Below are 18,652 nucleotides of genomic sequence, written 5' to 3'. Positions count from 1 at the left end.
TCTCTTTACGTGATTCGCCGGCCCGCGACTGTCGGCGGTGCGCCACAGCCGCCGGGCGTCGCGGGGCGAAATCGCGGCCGAAACCGGGTCGTCTTCGTCGGCGTCGCCTTCGTCAGTTCTTGGCGACGAAGCAGGCGGCGCCCGCGGCCTTGAGCTTGCCGCACAGGCCGTCGGCGCTCTCCTTCGCCATCGGCCCGACGCGCACGCGGTAGATCGACTTGCCGTTGACCTCGGCCTGGCGGATCAGCGGCGACTGGCCGCCGAGCACGGCGCCGTAGCGCTCCTGGGCCTGGCGGAACGCGACCTCGGCCTCCTTCTCGGTGGCGCGCACCGAGAGCTGCACCGAGAACCCGCCGACCGGCGCCTGGGGCGTCGGCACCGCCTGGGTGGTGACCGGCGGCTCGGCGGAGGCGACGCGCTGGACCGATCGGGACCGGGGCGCCTCGGCGACCGGCGCCGGGGTTTCCGGAACCGGGGTCTGGGCCGGGGCGGTCGACGCCACCCGCGTGCTGCGCGGCGTGACCGGCGCCGGGGTCGAGCCGGTCGCCTCGGTCGGCAGGGTCATGGTCGGGACAGGCGACGCCGCGGCCTGCTGCTGGGCGGCGGCATTTTGGGCGGCGGCCTGGGCGGCGCGCTGGGCCTCGGCCGGCGACGGCTCGGGCCGGACCGAGACGGTGCGCACCTTCCGCGGCTCGCCGAGGGACTCGGTGAGGGCGTTGCCCGGTGCGGCAGGCGTCGCGGCGGAGCCGGCCTCGGCGGCGAGGGAGCGGGCCGCCTGCTTGACGTCGAGGGGCTGCTCCTCGCGGTTGACGATGCGGATCTGCCCGTCCTTGGCGTTGGCCGTCGTGCCGCGCTCGTAGATCTGCTTGTTCTGGTCCGGGATCTCGACGCCGCCGGCATTCTGGGGCGCCACCTTCAGGGGCGCCTGGTCGGCCATCACCAGGATCGGGGCGCCGGAGCGGCCGTGATGGAAGGCCTTCCAGGTCAGCGCGCCGCCGATCGAGGCGGCGACGATGCCGAGCGCCGTGCCGACGAGGGCGATGCGCCGGCGGCCTCGCGGGCGCGGCTCGGCCGCCCGGACGTGATCCGCCTCCGGCATCGCCGGGGCCGGCTCGGCGACGGTCTCGCGCTCGACCGCGGCGAGGTACTGGTTGAAGGCGGCCTCCGGCGTGTGGGCCGGGGCCGGGCCGGGCGCGCCGAGGCTCGGCTCGCCGCGGTTCGCCGACAGGCCGCCCTCGGCCGCCTGCCCGTCGCCGTAGCTCGGCATCACCGGCTCGACGCGGCCGCCGCGCGGCTCCGCGGTGCGGCTCGCCTCCTTGGCCTCCTTGGCCTCGAGCAGGGCGCGGAACGGATCGTCCTGGCCGACGATGCGGGCGAGTTCGGCGAGGGGATCGGGACGCGAACCCGGACGGGCGAGATCCGCACGAGACTGCACCGGCTGCCGATCCTGCTCGTAGCCGTCGTAATCGACGGGAACCCGGGAAGCATTCGTCGTCATGGCAGCACCATCCTGTTCGCCCTCGCGTCACCTCACCGCGCTCGAAGCCGGCCGGCGACACCGGCCGCCCGTCCCGATATGGGAAAGGCGGCCGTCAGATCCCACGCCTCCGTCCCGCCGCGACCGCCCGCGAGGGCAGCCCGCGACGTCCGGTCGCGCTCCGATCCCGGTGCGAAGCCTCAGCGCATCTCGTCGGGTGCGCCGACGCCGAGGATCCCGAGATTGGCCGCAACCACGCCCTTGAGGGCGGCGACGAGGGCCAGCCTCGCCTCGGTGGACTTTCTGTCGGTTTGATTAACAAACCGTAATTGCGGCAAGTCTTTGCCCTTGTTCCAGAAACTGTGGAACGCGCTGGCCAGCTCATAGAGGTGGAAGGCCAGGCGGTGCGGCTCGTGAGCGGCGGCGGCCGCCTCGATCACCCGGGGGACCTGGGCGATCCCGCGCATGATCTCGAGCTCGCCCGGGTCGGTCAGGCCCGAGAGGTCGGCCTCGGCGAGTGCGGCCGGCGACAGGTCGAGGTCGGGAAAGGCCTCGCGGGCCTGCCGGAACACCGAGGCCGCCCGGGCATGGGCGTACTGCACGTAGAAGACCGGGTTGTCCTTCGACTGCTCGACCACCTTGGCGAGGTCGAAATCGAGGGTGGCGTCGTTCTTCCGGTACAGCATCATGAACCGCACGGGGTCGCGCCCGACCTCGTCGATCACCTCGCGCAGGGTGACGAACTCGCCCGCCCGCTTCGACATCTTCACCGGCTCGCCGCCGCGCAGCAGGCGCACGAGCTGGCACAGCTTGACGTCGAGGGCGGCACGCCCGTCCGAGACCGCCTTCACGGCGGCCTGCATGCGCTTGACGTAGCCGCCGTGGTCGGCGCCGAGCACGTCGATCAGCTCGACCGCGCCGCGCTCGACCTTCGAGCGGTGATAGGCGATGTCGGAGGCGAAGTAGGTGAAGCTGCCGTCGGACTTCAGCAGCGGCCGGTCGATGTCGTCGCCGAATGCGGTCGCGCGGAACAGGGTCTGCTCGCGGTCCTCCCAATCCTCGGGCAGCTGGCCCTTCGGCGGCGGCAGCCGGCCCTCGTAGACGAGACCCTTCGCGCGCAGGTCCGCGATCAGGGCCGCGACCGCGCCGCCGTTGCCGCCGCCCTGCAGGGTCCGCTCGGAGAAGAACACGTCGTGGTGGATGCCGATGGCCGCCAGGTCCTCGCGGATCCGGTCCATCATGCTGTCGATGGCGAAGTCGCGCACCGGCGCGAGCCACTCGGCTTCGGGCTTGGCGAGGAGGGCGTCGCCGTAACGGTCCTTCAGCGCCTCGCCGACGGGCACGAGGTAGTCGCCCGGATAGAGGCCCTCCGGGATCGTCACCGTCTCGCCGAGCGCCTCGCGGTAGCGCAGGAAGGCCGAGCGGGCGAGCACGTCGACCTGGGCGCCGGCATCGTTGATGTAGTACTCGCGCGTCACGTCCCGGCCGGCGGCGACCAGGAGGTTCGCCAGCGCGTCGCCGAACACCGCACCGCGGCCGTGGCCGACATGCATCGGCCCGGTCGGGTTGGCCGAGACGTACTCGACGTTGACGCCGCCCGGAACCGCGGCGCCGCGGCCGTAGGCGTCGCCCTCGCGCAGGGCCGCCCGCACCACCTCGCCGTAGACCGCGGGGTCGAGCCGCAGGTTGATGAAGCCCGGCCCGGCGACGCTCGCTTCCGTGACGCGGGGATCGGTGCGCAGGTCGGCCGCCAGCGCCTCGGCCAGGGCCTTCGGGTTGGTCCGCGCCTCCTTCGCCAGCACCAGGGCGGCGTTGGTGGCGAGGTCGCCGTGGCTCGAATCGCGCGGCGGCTCCACCACGACGCGGGCGCGGTCCAGCCCCTCCGGCAGGGTGCCGGCGCGGGTGAGCGTCTCGAGCGCCTCGCCGATGCGGGCCTCGAAGGCGGCGAAGATGTTCATGCGTTGACCAGTTCTGCAAAGTTCGGGCCGGAGGCGACCGCGAGGCCGCCGCCGTCGCGCCGGGCTCTTCTCACGCCGGGGCGGGCGGCTGCAAGCGGGGCTGGTGGGGGATCAGCACGCATGCCTTCAGCCGGAGAACGTCAGCCGTTACCGTCGGGGGAGTAAGCGAGGAGGCAACGATCGCTCGTGAACGTGGTGCCGTGCGACGATGAGCATGCCTTTCACACCCGTATTCTGGCACTCTGCGCTGTTCGAATCCGGCATAGGCGTATCGGGAATTTTCACCGAGGCGACGCAATCATTCCTATAATTCGTTACGAAATTACTGGGCCGGAGAGTACGCTACGTAGAGGATACAAACCGCACATTCGGAATATTTGCCTTGATCGATGTCTATTTTCCAAACAAAAATGGCGTATCATTGGAAATTTCGAACTATATATAACTTAAAAATTTTGTAGACATATGCTAAATTATCAGAACAAAATGTATTTTTTAGTTAGTCGTCGATAAAATGGAAATCTATTTTAAACATAGATACCGATTTCCATATGCCCGTTCACAGATGTCAATTTTCTAAGCCTCCTTTCCTTCTTCCGAAGAGCTGCAACTTGCATGAAATGCCCGACAACACGCGTGGATGACGCGCATCACATCATCCCATCGCAGAAGCTTTAGATACCCGAAGTTCCTGAAGGTTAAGACTTGATTAGCAAATGTATTCTTTACCGACACAATAGTTAACGCTCGACAAAAGTGTCTGTAACGAGATTTTTTCGATTTGAGACTTGATGCAGACGCAGAGGCGACTATTATATCCACAGGCGACACCTTCCAGTCGCGAAAGCTCCGTGGCGAGCGGGGCTTGTGGCGGAGATTGCCGACCGCCACCGAAACCCGCAAGGGCTGAGCAGGTATGGCTGGAAGGGAGGTGAGCGGAGTGATCGGATTTCCGATGATCACCGTCATCGTTGCCAAAAACCCGACCGGATGGTCTCTGACCATCACGATCGGGCTCTGGTAGCGGCCTAGCAAGTCGCCTAACGAGGGTCGCGGCTGCCACCGCGGCCCTCACTAGCGAATATATAGGCTCTATCGGCCTATCGTCCAATTATTTTACATGGTTACCGCCCAGGAAACGTGTGGCCCGTGAACAGCCGTATGCAGCATCCTGCTTAATCATGCACTCAGGGCGGGCTGCCGGGGAGCAGCGATCAAGACGCACGGTCGCGAGCCGGTTTCCAGCGAGTGTCGAACGATCTCGACTTCCGCGATCCGGGACCGCGCATGCCGGCGAAAGCCATACCCGCACTCACCGGCCCGTCCCGATGGGCAAAGCGAAACTGCACGTCCCGCCAAGGAGTTGCACACCACGAACGCAGTCCGGATCAACATCTTCACGTGAGAGGGAGGCAAGCTCCTCCCTTGTCGCCGCAGGGCCGATGCTGCAAAGCGTCGTGGCGTCACCGGCCGGATGCGCCGGCCCTCTGAAGAGAACGATTCGGACCGCGCCATGCACGACATCCGGGCCATCCGCGACAACCCGGCCGCCTTCGACAAGGGCCTGACGAGCCGCGGGCTGGAGCCGCTCTCCGCCGAGCTGGTCGCCCTCGACGACGCGCGCAAGGCCGCGATCTCGGCGGCGCAGGGCGCGCAGGAGCGGCGCAACGCCCTGTCGAAGGAGATCGGCGCGGCCAAGAAGGCGAAGGACGAGGCGCGGGCGCAAGGCCTGATGGCCGAGGTCGCGCGCCTGAAGGAGGAAGCGCCCGCCCTCGACGCGGCGGCCGACGCCGCCGCCAGGGCGCTCGCCGAGCGCCTGTCGGCGATCCCCAACGTTCCCGGCCCCGACGTGCCGGAGGGCCGCGACGAGCACGACAACGTCGAGAGGAGCCGCTTCGAGGGGCGGGGCCTGGCGCAGGAGGGCCGCCAGCACTTCGAGCTCGGCGAGGCCATGGGCCTGATGGATTTCGAGACCGCGGCGAAGCTGTCCGGCTCGCGCTTCGTGGTGCTGAAGGGCCAGGTCGCCCGGCTGGAGCGGGCGCTCGGCCAGTTCATGCTCGACCTGCACGTGGCTGAGCACGGCTACACCGAGGTGGTGCCGCCGCTGCTGGTGCGCGACGAGGCGATGTTCGGCACGGCGCAGCTGCCGAAGTTCCGCGACGACCAGTTCGCGGCGGTCCAGGGCTCGCCCGAGATCGCCCAGGAGAGCGGCGCGCCGAACCGCTGGCTGATCCCGACGGCGGAGGTCCCGCTCACCAATCTCGTGCGCGAATCGATCCTCGCCGAGGACGAGCTGCCCTTGCGCTTCACCGCGCTCACCCCCTGCTTCCGGGCCGAGGCCGGGGCGGCGGGGCGCGACACCCGCGGCATGCTGCGCCAGCACCAGTTCAGCAAGGTGGAACTCGTCTCGGTCACCGCGCCCGAGCGCTCGGCCGAGGAGCACGAGCGGATGCTGGCCTGCGCCGAGGCCGTGCTGAAGCGCCTCGACATCCCGTTCCGGGTCGTCACGCTCTGCACCGGCGACATGGGCTTCGCCTCGACCAAGACCTACGACATCGAGGCCTGGCTGCCCGGCCAGAAGACCTATCGCGAGATCTCGTCCTGCTCGGTCTGCGGCGACTTCCAGGCCCGCCGGATGGAGGCGCGCTACCGCCCGAAGGAGGGCAAGGGCGTCCAATACGTCCACACCCTCAACGGCTCGGGCGTCGCGGTCGGCCGCGCGCTGATCGCCGTGATGGAGAACTACCAGAACCCCGACGGCAGCATCGCGATCCCGTCGGCCCTCGCGCCCTACATGGGCGGCCTCACCCGCATCGAAGGACACCGGTGATGCGCATTCTCGTCACCAACGACGACGGCATCCACGCGCCGGGCCTGAATTGCCTGGAGGAGATCGCTGGGCAACTCTCGGACGACGTCTGGGTCGTCGCGCCGGAGACCGACCAGAGCGGCGTGTCGCACTCGCTGTCGCTCAACGATCCCTTGCGCCTGCGCCAGGCCGGCGAGAAGCGCTTTGCCGTGAAGGGCACGCCCTCGGACTGCATCATCATGGGCATCCGCCACATCCTGAAGGATCACGGGCCCGACCTGGTGCTGTCGGGCGTCAACCGCGGCCAGAACGTCGCCGAGGACGTGACCTATTCGGGCACCATCGCGGGCGCCATGGAGGCGACGATCCTCGGCGTGAAGGCGATCGCCATGAGCCAGGCCTACGGCATCGGCGGGCGGGCGAACGTGAAGTGGCACACCGCCGCCCATCACGGCGCGAAGGTGGTGCGGCGGATCCTCGAGGTCGGAATCGAGCCCGGGATCCTCGTCAACGTGAACTTCCCCGATTGCGAGCTCGACGACGTCAAGGGCATCGCGGTCTCGGCGCAAGGGGTGCGCAACCAGGCGCTGCTCTCGATCGACGAGCGGGTCGACGGGCGCGGCAACCCGTATTTCTGGCTCGCCTTCGCCAAGGCGCGGTTCGAGCCGGGCCACGGCACCGACCTGAAGGCCATCGCCGAGGGCCGCATCTCGATCACCCCCTTGCGCCTCGACCTCACCGACGAGCCGACGCTGACGCGCTTCGCCCAGGCCTTCGCGTGAGCATCGACCGGCCGGCGGGGGAATCCGGAACGGAGCCGGCCGGGGAATCGGCCGGCGCGGTCGAGAACGCGGCCTTCGTGCTGGGTCTGCGCGCCCGCGGGGTGCGCGACGCGGCGGTGCTCGGCGCAATGGAGCGAGTGCCGCGGGAGGCCTTCGCGCCGCTCGCCTTCCGCGACCTCGCGCGGCGCGACATCGCCCTGCCGCTGCCCTGCGGCCAGACCATGACGGCGCCGAGCGTCATTGCCACGATGCTGGCGGCGCTCAACGCCCAGGGCGCGCGGGTGCTCGAGATCGGCACGGGGTCGGGCTACGCCACGGCCCTGCTGCTGCGCTTGGGGTGCGCCGAGGTGGTGAGCCTGGAACGCTACGCCACGCTCGCCCGCAACGCCCGCTCGCGCCTCGACGCCCTCGGCTTCGGCGCCGCGATGGTCGGGCTCGCCGACGGCTGCGCCCCGCCGGAGGAGGCGGGCACCTTCGACCGCATCCTCGTCAACGGCGCGTTGCGGGACCTGCCCCCGGCGCTGATCGACCGGCTGAACCCGGGCGGCCGCCTCGTCGGGGCGCTCGCCACGCCGGCCGGCCCGCGCCTCGTTGCCATCGCGCAGGAGGCCGACGGCCCGTGGCGGCAGGTCCGCGAGACGCCTTTGCGCATCGCACCGCTGACCCCCGGCCTGGCGGCCGTGCTCTGACACGCCGACCGGAACTAGTTCGCCTAAGCCCGAATCCGGCCCCCAGGGTGAAGCCGAAGGGCCGCCCCGCAACGGAAGCTTAACCTGAATCCGCTTTGAATCCGCTCCATAGGGTTGCGTGGATGTACGGGTGCGTCGATGCGGGATCGCGGGGCAGGCAAGGGGATGCGGACGTTGTCGCGCTTCGCCCTCATCGGGCTGATCGGGGGCGCCTCGGCCGCCTGCAGCACCGATGCGGTGCGGCTCGACCCGTTCTCGAACCCGTTCTCATCGAGCGCGAGCGGCGAGCCGGGGGCCACCGGCAGCCTGCCGGAGGGCGAGGCGCTGACCGCGCCGGTGCGCTCGGCGCCGATCCAGTCGCGGCCCCTGTCGGCCCCGATGGCGGCCGCGCCGCTGTCGAGCCGCCCGATCGCCGCGCCGGCGGCGACGCCCCGCGTCGCCGCGGCGGCCCCGGTGACCGGCGGCCCGGCCGGCTGGTCGCCGGCCGGCGGCACCACCATCACGGTCGGCGCCAATGACAGCCTGAGCCAGATGTCGACGCGCTTCGGCGTGCCCTCGGCGGCGATCCTGCAGGCCAACGGCCTGTCGAGCGCGTCGCAGGTCACCGCCGGCCGCCAGATCGTGATCCCGGTCTACCATGCCGGTGGCGTGCCGGCGATGAGCGCCCGGGCGGTGCCGGCCGCGCCCGCGCCGCGGGTGCCGGTCGCCGAGACCCGCCAGCCCGAGTCTGTGCGCCGGGTCGCCGAGGTCGCGCCCCGTCCCGAGCCGGCCCCGGAGCCGGCCCGCAAGGCCCCCGCGCGTCCCGGCCAGGCCGAGGCGCGGCCGGTCTCTCCGGCCGCGGCCGAGCGTGCCGCCAAGCTGAACGCCCGCAAGCCCGAGCCCCGCGAGGAGGAGCGGCTCACCGCCAAGCCGCAGCGGCCCGAGCCGAAGGCCGTCGCGAAGGTGGCCGCGCGCCAGCAGGACGACGAGGACGAGCGGGTCGCGGCCAAGCCCCAGAAGGCCGAGCCGAAGGCCGCCGCCAAGCCGGAGGTCAGGAAGGTCGAGGCCAGGAAGCCGGAGCCACACAAGCCCGAGGCGCACAAGGCCGAGCCCAAGGTCGCCGAGAAGGCGAAGTCCGAGGTGAAGAAGGTCGCCGAGGTCAAGCCCGAGCCGCGGAAGGTCGAGGCCAAGCCCGAGGTTAGGAAGCCGGAGCCGAAGCAGGCCGAGGCCGAGAAGCCCGAGATCAAGAAGCCCGAGGTGAAGAAGGTGGCGGAGCTGAAGCCGGCCAAGCCCGAGCCGAAGCCCGAGCCGGCGAAGCCCGTGAAGGTCGCGTCCCTGCCCGAGAAGGCGCCCGAGCCGGCGCCGGCCCCGGCGGTCGCCCCCGCGGCGCCCGCGCCGGACCCGCAATCGAGCTTCCGCTGGCCGGCCCGCGGCCGGGTGATCAACGGCTACGGCTCGAGCGGCAACGAGGGCATCAACATCGCGGTGCCCGAGGGCACGCCGGTAAAGGCCGCCGAGGAGGGCACCGTGGCCTATGCCGGCAGCGACGTGAAGGGCTACGGCAAGCTGGTCCTGGTGCGCCACGCCAACGGCTACGTCTCGGCCTACGCCCATAACGGCGAGATCGACGTGCGCCCCGGCGAGAAGGTGAAGCGCGGCCAGACCATCGCCAAGTCGGGCGCGTCCGGCAACGTCACCTCGCCGCAGCTGCACTTCGAGATCCGCAAGGGCGCGACCCCGGTCGACCCGATGCCGCACCTGGCGAGCAACTGACCCTGACGAGCAACTGAGGCCCGATCGATCGGGAGGGGAGGCGGGGCGCGCGAGCGTCCCGCTTCTCTGCGTTCTGGTCAGTCGAGCCGCTGCCCGAGCCGCCCCGCGAGGTCCTGAATGTACTGGAACGCCGTGCGGCCCGAGCGCGCGCCGCGGGTGGTCGACCATTCGAGCGCCTCGGCCCGCAGGCGCTCCGGCTCGACCGCGAGGCCGTAACGGGTCACGTAGGCGTCGATCATCGCCAGGTACTCGTCCTGGCTGCACTTGTGGAAGCCGAGCCAGAGCCCGAAGCGGTCCGACAGCGAGACCTTCTCCTCCACCGCCTCGCCCGGGTTGATCGCCGTCGAGCGCTCGTTCTCCATCATGTCGCGGGCGAGCAGGTGGCGGCGGTTCGAGGTGGCGTAGAACAGGACGTTCTCGGGCCGGCCCTCGATGCCGCCGTCGAGCGCCGCCTTCAGCGACTTGTACGAGGTGTCCTCGGCGTCGAAGGACAGGTCGTCGCAGAACACCACGAAGCGGTGGGGATCAGGACGCAGCCACCCCATCAGGGCAGGCAGGCCCTCGATGTCCTCGCGGTGGATCTCGACGAGCTTGAGGGGACGCACCGGCCCGCGCGCGTTGATCTCGGCGTGCACCGCCTTCACCAGGGACGACTTGCCCATGCCGCGGGCGCCCCACAGGAGGGCGTTGTTCGCCGGCAGGCCGCGGGCGAAGCGCTCGGTGTTGTCGAACAGGATGTCGCGCATCCGGTCGATGCCGCGCAGGAGGTCCATCTCGACCCGGTTGACCCGCGGCACCGGCTGCAGCCGCCCCTCGGGCTGCCACACGAAGGCGTCGGCCGCCGCGAAATCGGGCTTCGGGATCGCCGGCGGGGCGCTGCGCTCCAGGGCCGCGGCGATGCGCAGCAGCACGGGGAGGAGGTCGGTCGCGGAGGGGGAAGTCGGGGTCGGGGCGGTCATCGCGGGAAACCGGGCTCCTTGCGCAGGGGCGGACGTGGGGGTGGCGCCTCTTAATCCCAAGGCACCCCGATCCCAAGGTGCCGCGGACGAGAACACGCCGGGATCGGGCGGGGACGCCGCGATCCCCGCCGTTGCTTTCGGGTCGTCCGTGGCTATAGTCCGCGCGCTTTTGCAAGGCCGCCGGAGACCCGCGCGGCCCGATTCCGCCTTGTTCGGGAGACCTTGAGAGTGATCACGCCCGCCTTCGCGCAGGGAGCCGGGGCGACCGGCGGCACGGACATCCTCGTGCAGGTCGTCCCCTTCATCCTGATCTTCGTGATCATGTACTTCCTGATCCTGCGCCCGCAGCAGCGCCGCGCCAAGGACCACCAGGACATGATCAAGAACGTGCGCCGCGGCGACACGGTGGTGACCACCGGCGGCATCGTCGGCCGGGTCATTAAGGTGACCGAGGCCCCGGAGATCGAGGTCGAGATCGCCCCGAACGTCCAGGTCAAGGTGGTCCGCACCATGGTCGCCGAGGTCCGGGCCAAGGGCGAGCCGGTCAAGGCCGCCTGAGCCGACGCCTGACGCGAGGGTCGGCCCGGACGGACGTGCCGGGCCGACCTATCTGACACACGCAAGACCGGTTGGGACGCCGCGGATGCTCCGTATCTCCACCACGAAGGCCGTCGCGACGCTCGCCGTGATCCTCGTCGGCCTGATGCTCGCCGTGCCGAGCTTCTTCACGGCCGAACAGCGCACCGGCTTCATCAAGTCCCTGCCGTCCTGGTTCCCGACCTGGATCGTCCCGACCCGCGCCATCGTGCTCGGCCTCGACCTCCAGGGCGGTTCGCAGATCGTGCTGGAGGTCGACCGCAACGACCTGATGCGCTCGATGGTGCAGAGCCTGCGCGAGGATGTCCGCAACGCCCTCCGCGAAGCCGGCGTTCAGACGGCCGGCGGCATCCAGCTCACGCCGCGCGGCGTGCAGCTGCGCCTGACCGATGAGGCCGCCAAGGCGAAGGCGCTGCCGAAGCTGCAGGCGCTGTCACAACCGATCACCGACGCCGTGCTCGGCCAGACCGGCGCTCGCACCCTCGACGTGAAGGACGATCCTGGCGGCACGATCCAGCTCACCATCACCGATGCGGGCTTCAACTCCCGGACCCGTCGGGCCGTGACCCAGGCGATCGAGGTCATCCGCCGCCGCATCGACCTCGTCGGCACGACCGAGCCGTCGATCCAGCAGCAGGGCGCCGACCGCATCCAGGTGCAGCTGCCCGGCCTCCAGGATCCGCAACGGGTCGAGGAGCTGCTGAAGGGGACTGCCAAGCTCGAGTTCCGCATGCTCGCCGACAGCTCTGCCGGCGACGTCGACCTGCTGCCGTCCAAGGATGCCAACGGCCAGAAAGTGCCGGTGGAGCGCCGGGTGATGGCCGACGGCGCCGACCTGACCGATGCCCAGCCGGGCTTCGACCAGAAGTCGAACGAGCCGATCGTCAATTTCAAGTTCAACCTGCGCGGCGCCCAGCGCTTCGGCCAGGCGACGAGCGAGAATGTCGGCCGCGCGATGGCGATCGTGCTGGACAACGAGGTGGTGTCGGCGCCGCGCATCCTGCAGCCGATCACCGGCGGGCAAGGCCAGATCTCGGGCCGGTTCACCGTGCAGCAGGCCAACGACCTCTCGGTACTGCTGCGTGCCGGTGCCCTGCCGGCCAAGCTCACCATCATCGAACGCCGCACCGTCGGCCCTGGCCTCGGCCGCGACTCGATCGAGGCCGGCAAGCACGCCACCATCGTGGCGACGATCCTGGTCGTCGTGCTCATGTTCGCGGCCTACGGCGTGTTCGGCCTCTTCGCCAACATCGCGCTCCTCGTCCACGTGGGCCTGATCCTCGGCCTGATGTCGGTGCTGGAGGCCACCATGACGCTGCCGGGCATCGCCGGCATCGTGCTCACCATCGGCACCGCGGTCGATTCGAACGTGCTGATCTACGAGCGCGTGCGGGAAGAGGTGCGGGCCGGCCGCTCGATCCCCTCGGCGCTGCAGGCCGGCTTCGACCGCGCCTTCGCGACCATCGTCGACTCGAACTCGACCATGGCGATCGCCGCGGTGATCCTGTTCTTCATGGGCTCGGGCCCGGTGAAGGGCTTCGCGGTGGTGTTCATCCTCGGCATCCTGACCACGGTCATCACCGCCGTGACCCTGACCCGGATGATGATCGCCCTGTGGTACCAGCGCCTGCGGCCCAAGACCCTTCCGATTTGAGGTCCAGGCGATCCGATCGCTTTCGACGGGCGGCCCTCGCGGCCGCCCGGAGCTGCGCCACCCGAGCGGGGCGCGCCGACACACCCTCCCGAGACCGACGATGCGCCTCCTCCGCCTCTGGCCCGACGAATCCCACTTCGACTTCATGCGCCTGCGACGCCTGAGCTTCCCGCTCTCGGCGTTCATCTCGGTCGCCACGGTGGTGCTGTTCCTGCAGATCGGGCTCAATTTCGGCATCGACTTCAAGGGCGGCACCCTGGTCGAGCTGCGGCCGAAGCCCGGCGTGACCTCCGACGTCGGCACGGTGCGCCACACCGCCAACAGCTTCGGCTTCGGCGAGACCGAGGTGCAGGAATTCGGCCAGGGCTCGATCTCGGTCCGCTTCCCGCTCCAGGCCGGTGGCGAGACCGGGCAGACCTTGGTGATGCAGAAGGCGCACGAGGCCTTCGACAAGGACTACGCCTTCGACCGCGTCGAGACCGTCGGCCCCCGCGTCTCGGGCGAACTCGTGCAGTCGGGCACGATCGGCGTCGTGCTCTCGGTCCTGGCGGTGCTGCTCTACCTGTGGTTCCGGTTCGAGCGCGAACTGGCGCTCGGCGCCATCGTCGGTACCCTGCACGACATCGTCATCACGGTCGGGCTGTTCGTGATCACCCGCATCGAGTTCAACATGACCTCGATCGCCGCGATCCTCACCATCGTCGGCTACTCGCTCAACGAGACCGTGGTGGTGTTCGACCGGACCCGCGAGCTGATGCGGCGCTACAAGACCATGCCGACCGAGGAGTTGCTGAACCTCTCGATCAACTCGACCATGTCGCGCACGGTGATGACCGCGATGTCGACCGCCCTGTCGCTGCTCGCCCTGGTGCTGTTCGGCGGCGAGGCGATCAAGGGCTTCTCGGTGGTGATGCTGGCCGGCGTGGTGATCTGCACCTACTCGGCGATCTTCGTCTCGACGCCGTTCCTGATCTATATCGGGCTGCAGGCCGGCGGCCGCGCGCAGGCGCGCGACACCTCCAGCCTGAAGCAGGCGGCCGAGTAGTGGCGGGCGAGGGGGAGAGCAGCCCCGGGCGGCTCCACGACGGCTTCGTCCCGGGCCGCTACCCGATCGACGCCTACGGGGGCGGCGGCTTCCGCTTCGCCGAGATGTCGCATCGCGGCTCGATCCTGGCGCTGCCCTCCGGCGTCAGGGCCTGGGACGTGACCGCGCCGGAGGGCATCACGCCGGAGAGCCTGCGCCCGCTCCTGGCCGAGGCCGGCGGGGTCGACCTCCTGCTGCTCGGCACCGGGGCCGACATCGTGTTCGTGCCCGATGCGTTGCGCCAGCACCTCAAGGCCGCCGGCATCGGCCTCGACGTGATGCAGACCGGCGCGGCGGCGCGGACCTACAACATCCTGATGGCCGAGAACCGCAAGGTCGCGGCCGCCCTGATCGCGGTGCCGTGAGCCGAGAATCGTGAGCCACGCATCATGAGCCAGCCCGAGACGCGGGACCCGGCCTGGGCCTACGCCCATTGCGAGGCCCTGGTGCGCGAGGGCGACCCGGACCGCTGGTACGCCAGCCTCTACGCCCCGGCCGAGAAGCGGCCCCACCTCCACGCGCTCGCCGCCTTCAGCCTGGAGGTGGCGCGGGTGCGGGAAGCCGTGTCGAGCCCGATGCCGGGGGAACTGCGCCTGCAATGGTGGCGCGACGCGCTCCAGGGCGAGGCGCGGGGCGACGTGCGGGCGCACCCGGTGGCCGCCGCCCTCGACGATACCCTGGTCAAGGCGCGCCTGCCGCGCCAGCCCCTCGTCGACCTGATCGATGCCCGGGTGTTCGACCTCTACGACGACCCGATGCCCTCGACCACCGACCTCGAGGGCTATTGCGGCGAGACCGCCTCCTGCCTGATCCGCCTCGGCAGCCTGATCCTGGCCGACGGCTCGGAGCCCGGAGGTGCTGCGGCCGCCGGCCATGCCGGCGTCGCCTACGCGGTGACCGGCCTCCTGCGGGCGCTGCCCTGGCACGCCCGCAGCGGGCAGGTCTACCTGCCGGCGGACGTGCTGAACGCCCACGGCGTCACCCGCGAGGACATCGTGGCAGGGCGCGGTGGCCCGGGTCTGCTCGGGGCCTGCGCCGACATGCGGGCGCTGGTGCGCCGCCACCTCGCGGCCTACGCGGCCGAGCGGGCGACGATCGCCAGCGTGGCCGCCCCCGCCTTCCTGCCGGTCGCCATGGTCGAGGGCTACCTCGCGCGGATGGAGCGGCCGGGGTACGACCCGCTGGCGAGCGTGGTCGAGGTGCCGAACTGGCGCCGGATCTGGCGGCTGTGGCGGGCGGCGCGGTCGGTCAAGTAGTCCCCACCACGTCCATTTCGACCCGCCACGTCATCCCGGGTCCGCGCAGCGGAACCCGGGATCCGTCACCGCTGGCGTCGGAGGATGAAGCGAAACGCCGGTCGCTTCGCTCGTCACCGTTCATGGATCCCGGGTTCCCGGCTTCGTCGAGCCCCAGGGTGACGTGGTGGGCGTGAGGGCCGCGGGGTCGACCGCGGCTACTCCGCCGCCGCCGCCGGCAGCGGGGCCGGCTCCTCGCCGAGCCACGTCCCGAGATCCGCCCGCGCCCGGTCGGTCATCGCCCGCTTCTTCGCCTGCGCCTTCTCGGGCCCGCGCAGGCGCTTGCCGTCCGGGGCCTTCGGTGCGCGGTCGAGGGGCGGGAACAGGCCGAAATTGACGTTCATCGGCTGGAACGAGCGCGGCGTGCCCGCATCCTCCGCCGAGACGTGCCCGCCGGTGATGTGGCCGATGAGGGCGCCGAGCGCCGTGGTGACGGGCAGCGGCTCCAGGGCGCGCCCCTCGCGCTCGGCGGCGGCGAAGCGGCCGGCCATCAGGCCGATCGCGGCGCTCTCGACGTAGCCCTCGCAGCCGGTGATCTGGCCGGCGAAGCGCAGGCGCGGCTCGGCCTTCAGGCGCAGGGTGGCGTCGAGGAGGCGCGGGCTGTCGAGGTAGGTGTTGCGGTGCAGGCCCCCGAGCCGGGCGAACTCGGCGGTCTCCAGGCCGGGAATCGTGCGGAAGACCCGCACCTGCTCGGCATGGCGCAGCTTCGTCTGGAAGCCGACCATGTTGTAGAGCGTGCCGAGCGCGTTGTCCTGGCGCAGCTGGACGATCGCGTAGGCCTTGACCGTCGGGTCGTGCGGGTTTGTCAGGCCGAACGGCTTCATCGGGCCGTGTCGCAGGGTCTCGGGACCGCGCTCGGCCATCACCTCGATCGGCAGGCAGCCGTCGAAGTAGGGGGTCGAGGGCTCCCACTCCTTGAACGAGGTTTTTTCTCCCTCAATGAGCGCCGCGATGAAGGCGGCGTACTGCTCGCGGTCGAGGGGGCAGTTGATGTAGTCCGCCCCCGTCCCGCCCGGGCCGACCTTGTCGTAGCGGGACTGGAACCAGGCCTTGCCCATGTCGATCGAGTCGCGGTGCACGATCGGCGCGATGGCGTCGAAGAAGGCGAGCGACTCGGCGCCGGTCAGGCCGCGGATGCCCTCGGCGAGGCCGGGCGCGGTGAGCGGGCCGGTCGCGACGATCACGCTGTCCCAGGAGGCCGGGGGCAGGCCGTCGATCTCCTCGCGGACGATCCCGACGTTCGGGTGCGCCTCGAGCGCCGCCGTGACGGCGCGGCTGAAGCCCTCGCGGTCGACCGCGAGCGCGCCGCCGGCCGGCACCTGGTTGGCGTCGCCGCAGCGCATGATCAGCGAGCCGAGGCGGCGCATCTCCTGGTGCAGCAGCCCGACGGCGTTGAGCGCCGCGTCGTCGGAGCGGAACGAGTTCGAGCAGACGAGCTCGGCGAGGCCTTCCGTCTGGTGCGCCTCGGTGCCGCGCAGGGGGCGCATCTCGTGGAGCACCACGGGCAGGCCGGCCTCGGCGATCTGCCAGGCGGCCTCGGAGCCGGCGAGGCCGCCGCCGACGACGTGAATGGGGTTCGATCCGGACATGACGCGGCATATCGGATCGGCGACCGCCGATGCAACACCGTCGATGCGAGGCGGGGTTCAGACAAGCGAACGCCCGCCGAAGGGGCGGGCGCGCGAGACGATGACGGGCCCGGGGGCCTTCGATCGACGGGGCCTTGGATCGACTTGGGGTACTCGGTACGCGGTACTGGCGACGCGTGCGGGCGCTTACGCGACCGAGCGAGCGATGCCCTGGATCTCGAAGCGGCTGATGCCGAGATCGTCGAGCTCGCGGTCGGACAGGCGCGACAGCTCGTGCACGGTCTCGCGGTAGCGGAGGTAGGAGCGGATCTTGCTGAGGATGAGGGAGACGAACATCGGATTTGACCTCTGAGCGGGCAGCCGGTGCGAACCGTTTCGGCATCGGCTGCCTGCCTCTGTTGCAACGCACCATATGGGAAACGGCGGCGCTGGTGGGAGACGGAGTCGCGTAAGCCAGCCATGCACGATTCACATGCAGCGCGCAGGGAATCGTCAACCAACCCCCGTGCCCGCCGATTTGGCAGCACTCTGGCGCATGAATCGCAGGGATTTCGGAGCGTTAGGCACTATGCTGCACACGCGAAGGGCAGCGCTGCCGCAAGGGCCGCGACGGTGCGGCGGACCGGTGGCGAGCGCAGCGATGCGGCAACCGGTGGCGATTTGGTGTGCAGTGCGGCGAGACGCCGTCGCGACAGCGGCTGCGGGTGCTCACACGGCGTTCGAGGGATATGCCGGGGCCTGGGATCGGAGGGGCGTCGCCGTCCTCCGGGACGGTCGCCATCGCGATTCCGGGGCGAACGGGCCTGTCCGACGCAGGAGAGGGGATATCTGTGCCTGTCCATTTCCCCCGGACAGCCCTCCCGCGGGCGGAGAGCGCAGGGATGCAGCCGATGCAGGGCGTGGGAACGGGCGCTCAGTGCAGGCGCGGCGCGACCAGGAAGCTCGACCGATCCGCCGAGGCGACCGGGATGCTGAGCGTCCGCCCGTCGCGATGCACGGTCAGCGGCACGGCGACCCCGGCGGGGCCGAGGGCCCACACGGCGCGCAGGAAGCCCGCGAGGTCGTTCACCTCGGTCTGGCCCACGGCCATCAGGATGTCGCCGGCACGCAGGTCGGCGGTCTCGGCGGGCGCGCGGGGCGAGAGGCCCATCACCACCACCTGGTCGTCCATCTCGGTGGCGTAGAGGCCGAGCCAGGGCCGGGGCGGGCCGGAGACCCGGCCCAGCGTGGTCAGGTCGTGGAGGATCGGCTTCAGGAGGTCGATCGGCACCGCCATGTTGATGGCACGGTTGTCACGGCCGCCCTGCTGCAGTTGCAGCGAGCCGATGCCCGTCAGTTCGCCGGCCGGCCCTATCAGCGCCGCGCCGCCCCAGTGCGGGTGCGAGGGCGCGGTGAAGATCGCGTCGTCGAGGAGGTACTCCCAGTATCCGGCGAATTCCTGCCGGGCCACCATCTCGGCGGCGACGGCGCGGGAGCGGCCGCCGGCGCCCGCCATCACCAGCCGGTCGCCGATGCGCAGGCCGTCGGCGCTGCCGAGGGGGAGGTGCGGCAGGTCGAGGCGGTCCAAGGCCTGGACCAGGCCGAAGCCGGTGGCGGCGTCGTAGCCGACCACGTGGCCCGGCGCCGTGCGCCCGTCATGGGCGGTGAGCCAGACGCTCTCGGCCTCGGTGATGAGGTAGCCGATGGTGAGCACCAGCCCGTCCTCGCCGATGACGACGCCGTTGCCGGCGCGCTCGGTCCCGAGGATCTCGGCGGTGTAGGCGCCGTCGGGCACCCGCGAGGACAGGGCGACGACGGCGGTGAGGGTCTGGTCGAGGTCGTAGGAATAGGCGGCCGGGCGGGGCTGCACCGCGGAGGGGATCTTCCAGTCGCCGGGCGCCGCCATGATGGTCTCCTGCCGGGGCTCCCGGCCCCGTGCCTCGTCGTGACTGGGCGGGATCGTCGGCCCCGCCCGCTCGTTCCCGTTATAGGTCGCGGACCCGGGACCGACAGGCGGTGCGGCCCGGG

General features: G+C 70.6%; 15 protein-coding genes. 9 read left to right on the top strand and 6 right to left on the bottom strand.

What is annotated here, in order from left to right:
- Positions 1-112 precede the first annotated feature (112 nt).
- Positions 113-1,498: an SPOR domain-containing protein gene (locus tag DK419_RS17235; RefSeq protein ID WP_109960167.1), complete on the bottom strand. Its 1,386-nt coding sequence runs from the start codon at positions 1,496-1,498 to the stop codon at positions 113-115.
- A 179-nt stretch (positions 1,499-1,677) separates the two neighbouring features.
- Positions 1,678-3,435: an arginine--tRNA ligase gene (argS, locus tag DK419_RS17230; protein WP_109960166.1), complete on the bottom strand. Its 1,758-nt coding sequence runs from the start codon at positions 3,433-3,435 to the stop codon at positions 1,678-1,680.
- Between the two features lie 1,513 nt (positions 3,436-4,948).
- On the opposite strand from argS, the gene serS reads away from it, so the two are divergent.
- The 4 genes from serS to DK419_RS17210 all read left to right on the top strand — a co-directional run bounded on the left by serS (position 4,949) and on the right by DK419_RS17210 (position 9,467).
- A complete protein-coding gene (gene serS / locus DK419_RS17225; RefSeq protein ID WP_109960165.1) occupies positions 4,949-6,265 on the top strand; it encodes a serine--tRNA ligase in 1,317 nt (438 codons plus the stop codon).
- Positions 6,265-7,026, top strand: a complete 762-nt coding sequence (surE, locus tag DK419_RS17220; protein WP_109960164.1) for a 5'/3'-nucleotidase SurE — start codon at positions 6,265-6,267, stop codon at positions 7,024-7,026. Before serS ends, surE begins: the two co-directional genes overlap by 1 nt.
- Positions 7,023-7,715: a protein-L-isoaspartate O-methyltransferase family protein gene (locus DK419_RS17215; RefSeq protein ID WP_245442492.1), complete on the top strand. Its 693-nt coding sequence runs from the start codon at positions 7,023-7,025 to the stop codon at positions 7,713-7,715. Before surE ends, DK419_RS17215 begins: the two co-directional genes overlap by 4 nt.
- A gap of 165 nt (positions 7,716-7,880) precedes the next feature.
- On the top strand, positions 7,881-9,467 hold the full coding sequence (locus tag DK419_RS17210) for a peptidoglycan DD-metalloendopeptidase family protein (protein ID WP_245442489.1): 1,587 nt from the start codon (positions 7,881-7,883) through the stop codon (positions 9,465-9,467).
- Positions 9,468-9,544: 77 nt separating this feature from the next.
- Here DK419_RS17210 and DK419_RS17205 read toward each other — a convergent pair whose 3' ends face one another.
- Positions 9,545-10,426, bottom strand: coding sequence for an ATP-binding protein (locus tag DK419_RS17205; RefSeq protein ID WP_109960162.1), 882 nt, complete (start codon positions 10,424-10,426; stop codon positions 9,545-9,547).
- A gap of 228 nt (positions 10,427-10,654) precedes the next feature.
- Between DK419_RS17205 and yajC the strand changes: the two genes are divergently transcribed.
- From yajC to DK419_RS17180, 5 genes are all read left to right on the top strand, one after another.
- Positions 10,655-10,984, top strand: a complete 330-nt coding sequence (yajC, locus tag DK419_RS17200) for a preprotein translocase subunit YajC (RefSeq protein ID WP_109960161.1) — start codon at positions 10,655-10,657, stop codon at positions 10,982-10,984.
- A gap of 85 nt (positions 10,985-11,069) precedes the next feature.
- Entirely contained in the window at positions 11,070-12,677 is a 1,608-nt protein-coding gene (gene secD / locus DK419_RS17195) for a protein translocase subunit SecD (RefSeq protein WP_109960160.1), read from the top strand.
- A 100-nt stretch (positions 12,678-12,777) separates the two neighbouring features.
- A complete protein-coding gene (gene secF / locus DK419_RS17190) occupies positions 12,778-13,722 on the top strand; it encodes a protein translocase subunit SecF (protein ID WP_109960159.1) in 945 nt (314 codons plus the stop codon).
- Positions 13,722-14,126 (top strand): Mth938-like domain-containing protein, encoded by a 405-nt coding sequence (locus tag DK419_RS17185; RefSeq protein ID WP_245442487.1) that lies wholly within the window; start codon positions 13,722-13,724, stop codon positions 14,124-14,126. The genes secF and DK419_RS17185 overlap by 1 nt, the downstream gene beginning before the upstream one ends.
- 24 nt (positions 14,127-14,150) lie before the next feature.
- On the top strand, positions 14,151-15,017 hold the full coding sequence (locus DK419_RS17180) for a phytoene/squalene synthase family protein (RefSeq protein ID WP_109960158.1): 867 nt from the start codon (positions 14,151-14,153) through the stop codon (positions 15,015-15,017).
- A gap of 197 nt (positions 15,018-15,214) precedes the next feature.
- On the opposite strand, the gene trmFO is transcribed toward DK419_RS17180, so the two are convergent.
- The 3 genes from trmFO to DK419_RS17165 all read right to left on the bottom strand — a co-directional run bounded on the left by trmFO (position 15,215) and on the right by DK419_RS17165 (position 18,530).
- The gene (gene trmFO, locus DK419_RS17175) at positions 15,215-16,645 is read right to left on the bottom strand and encodes a methylenetetrahydrofolate--tRNA-(uracil(54)-C(5))-methyltransferase (FADH(2)-oxidizing) TrmFO (RefSeq protein ID WP_109960157.1); all 1,431 of its coding nucleotides are present in this window, start codon (positions 16,643-16,645) and stop codon (positions 15,215-15,217) included.
- Between the two features lie 186 nt (positions 16,646-16,831).
- Positions 16,832-16,981, bottom strand: coding sequence for a DUF1127 domain-containing protein (locus DK419_RS17170; protein ID WP_082173034.1), 150 nt, complete (start codon positions 16,979-16,981; stop codon positions 16,832-16,834).
- A 577-nt stretch (positions 16,982-17,558) separates the two neighbouring features.
- Positions 17,559-18,530 carry a S1C family serine protease gene (locus DK419_RS17165; protein WP_109960156.1) on the bottom strand — a complete coding sequence of 324 codons (972 nt, stop codon included), beginning with the start codon at positions 18,528-18,530 and terminating at the stop codon, positions 17,559-17,561.
- Positions 18,531-18,652 lie beyond the last annotated feature (122 nt).

Source organism: Methylobacterium terrae (genome assembly GCF_003173755.1).
In the GTDB taxonomy this organism is placed as follows: domain Bacteria; phylum Pseudomonadota; class Alphaproteobacteria; order Rhizobiales; family Beijerinckiaceae; genus Methylobacterium; species Methylobacterium terrae.
This window is presented reverse-complemented; position numbering and strand designations above follow the sequence as displayed.

Coding starts and splice junctions, on each gene's coding strand:
- DK419_RS17235 (WP_109960167.1), bottom strand. CDS start 1,498: ATGACGACGAATGCTTCCCGGGTTCCCGTCGATTACGACGGCTACGAG.
- argS (WP_109960166.1), bottom strand. CDS start 3,435: ATGAACATCTTCGCCGCCTTCGAGGCCCGCATCGGCGAGGCGCTCGAG.
- serS (WP_109960165.1), top strand. CDS start 4,949: ATGCACGACATCCGGGCCATCCGCGACAACCCGGCCGCCTTCGACAAG.
- surE (WP_109960164.1), top strand. CDS start 6,265: ATGCGCATTCTCGTCACCAACGACGACGGCATCCACGCGCCGGGCCTG.
- DK419_RS17210 (WP_245442489.1), top strand. CDS start 7,881: ATGCGGACGTTGTCGCGCTTCGCCCTCATCGGGCTGATCGGGGGCGCC.
- DK419_RS17205 (WP_109960162.1), bottom strand. CDS start 10,426: ATGACCGCCCCGACCCCGACTTCCCCCTCCGCGACCGACCTCCTCCCC.
- secD (WP_109960160.1), top strand. CDS start 11,070: ATGCTCCGTATCTCCACCACGAAGGCCGTCGCGACGCTCGCCGTGATC.
- secF (WP_109960159.1), top strand. CDS start 12,778: ATGCGCCTCCTCCGCCTCTGGCCCGACGAATCCCACTTCGACTTCATG.
- DK419_RS17180 (WP_109960158.1), top strand. CDS start 14,151: ATGAGCCAGCCCGAGACGCGGGACCCGGCCTGGGCCTACGCCCATTGC.
- trmFO (WP_109960157.1), bottom strand. CDS start 16,645: ATGTCCGGATCGAACCCCATTCACGTCGTCGGCGGCGGCCTCGCCGGC.
- DK419_RS17170 (WP_082173034.1), bottom strand. CDS start 16,981: ATGTTCGTCTCCCTCATCCTCAGCAAGATCCGCTCCTACCTCCGCTAC.
- DK419_RS17165 (WP_109960156.1), bottom strand. CDS start 18,530: ATGGCGGCGCCCGGCGACTGGAAGATCCCCTCCGCGGTGCAGCCCCGC.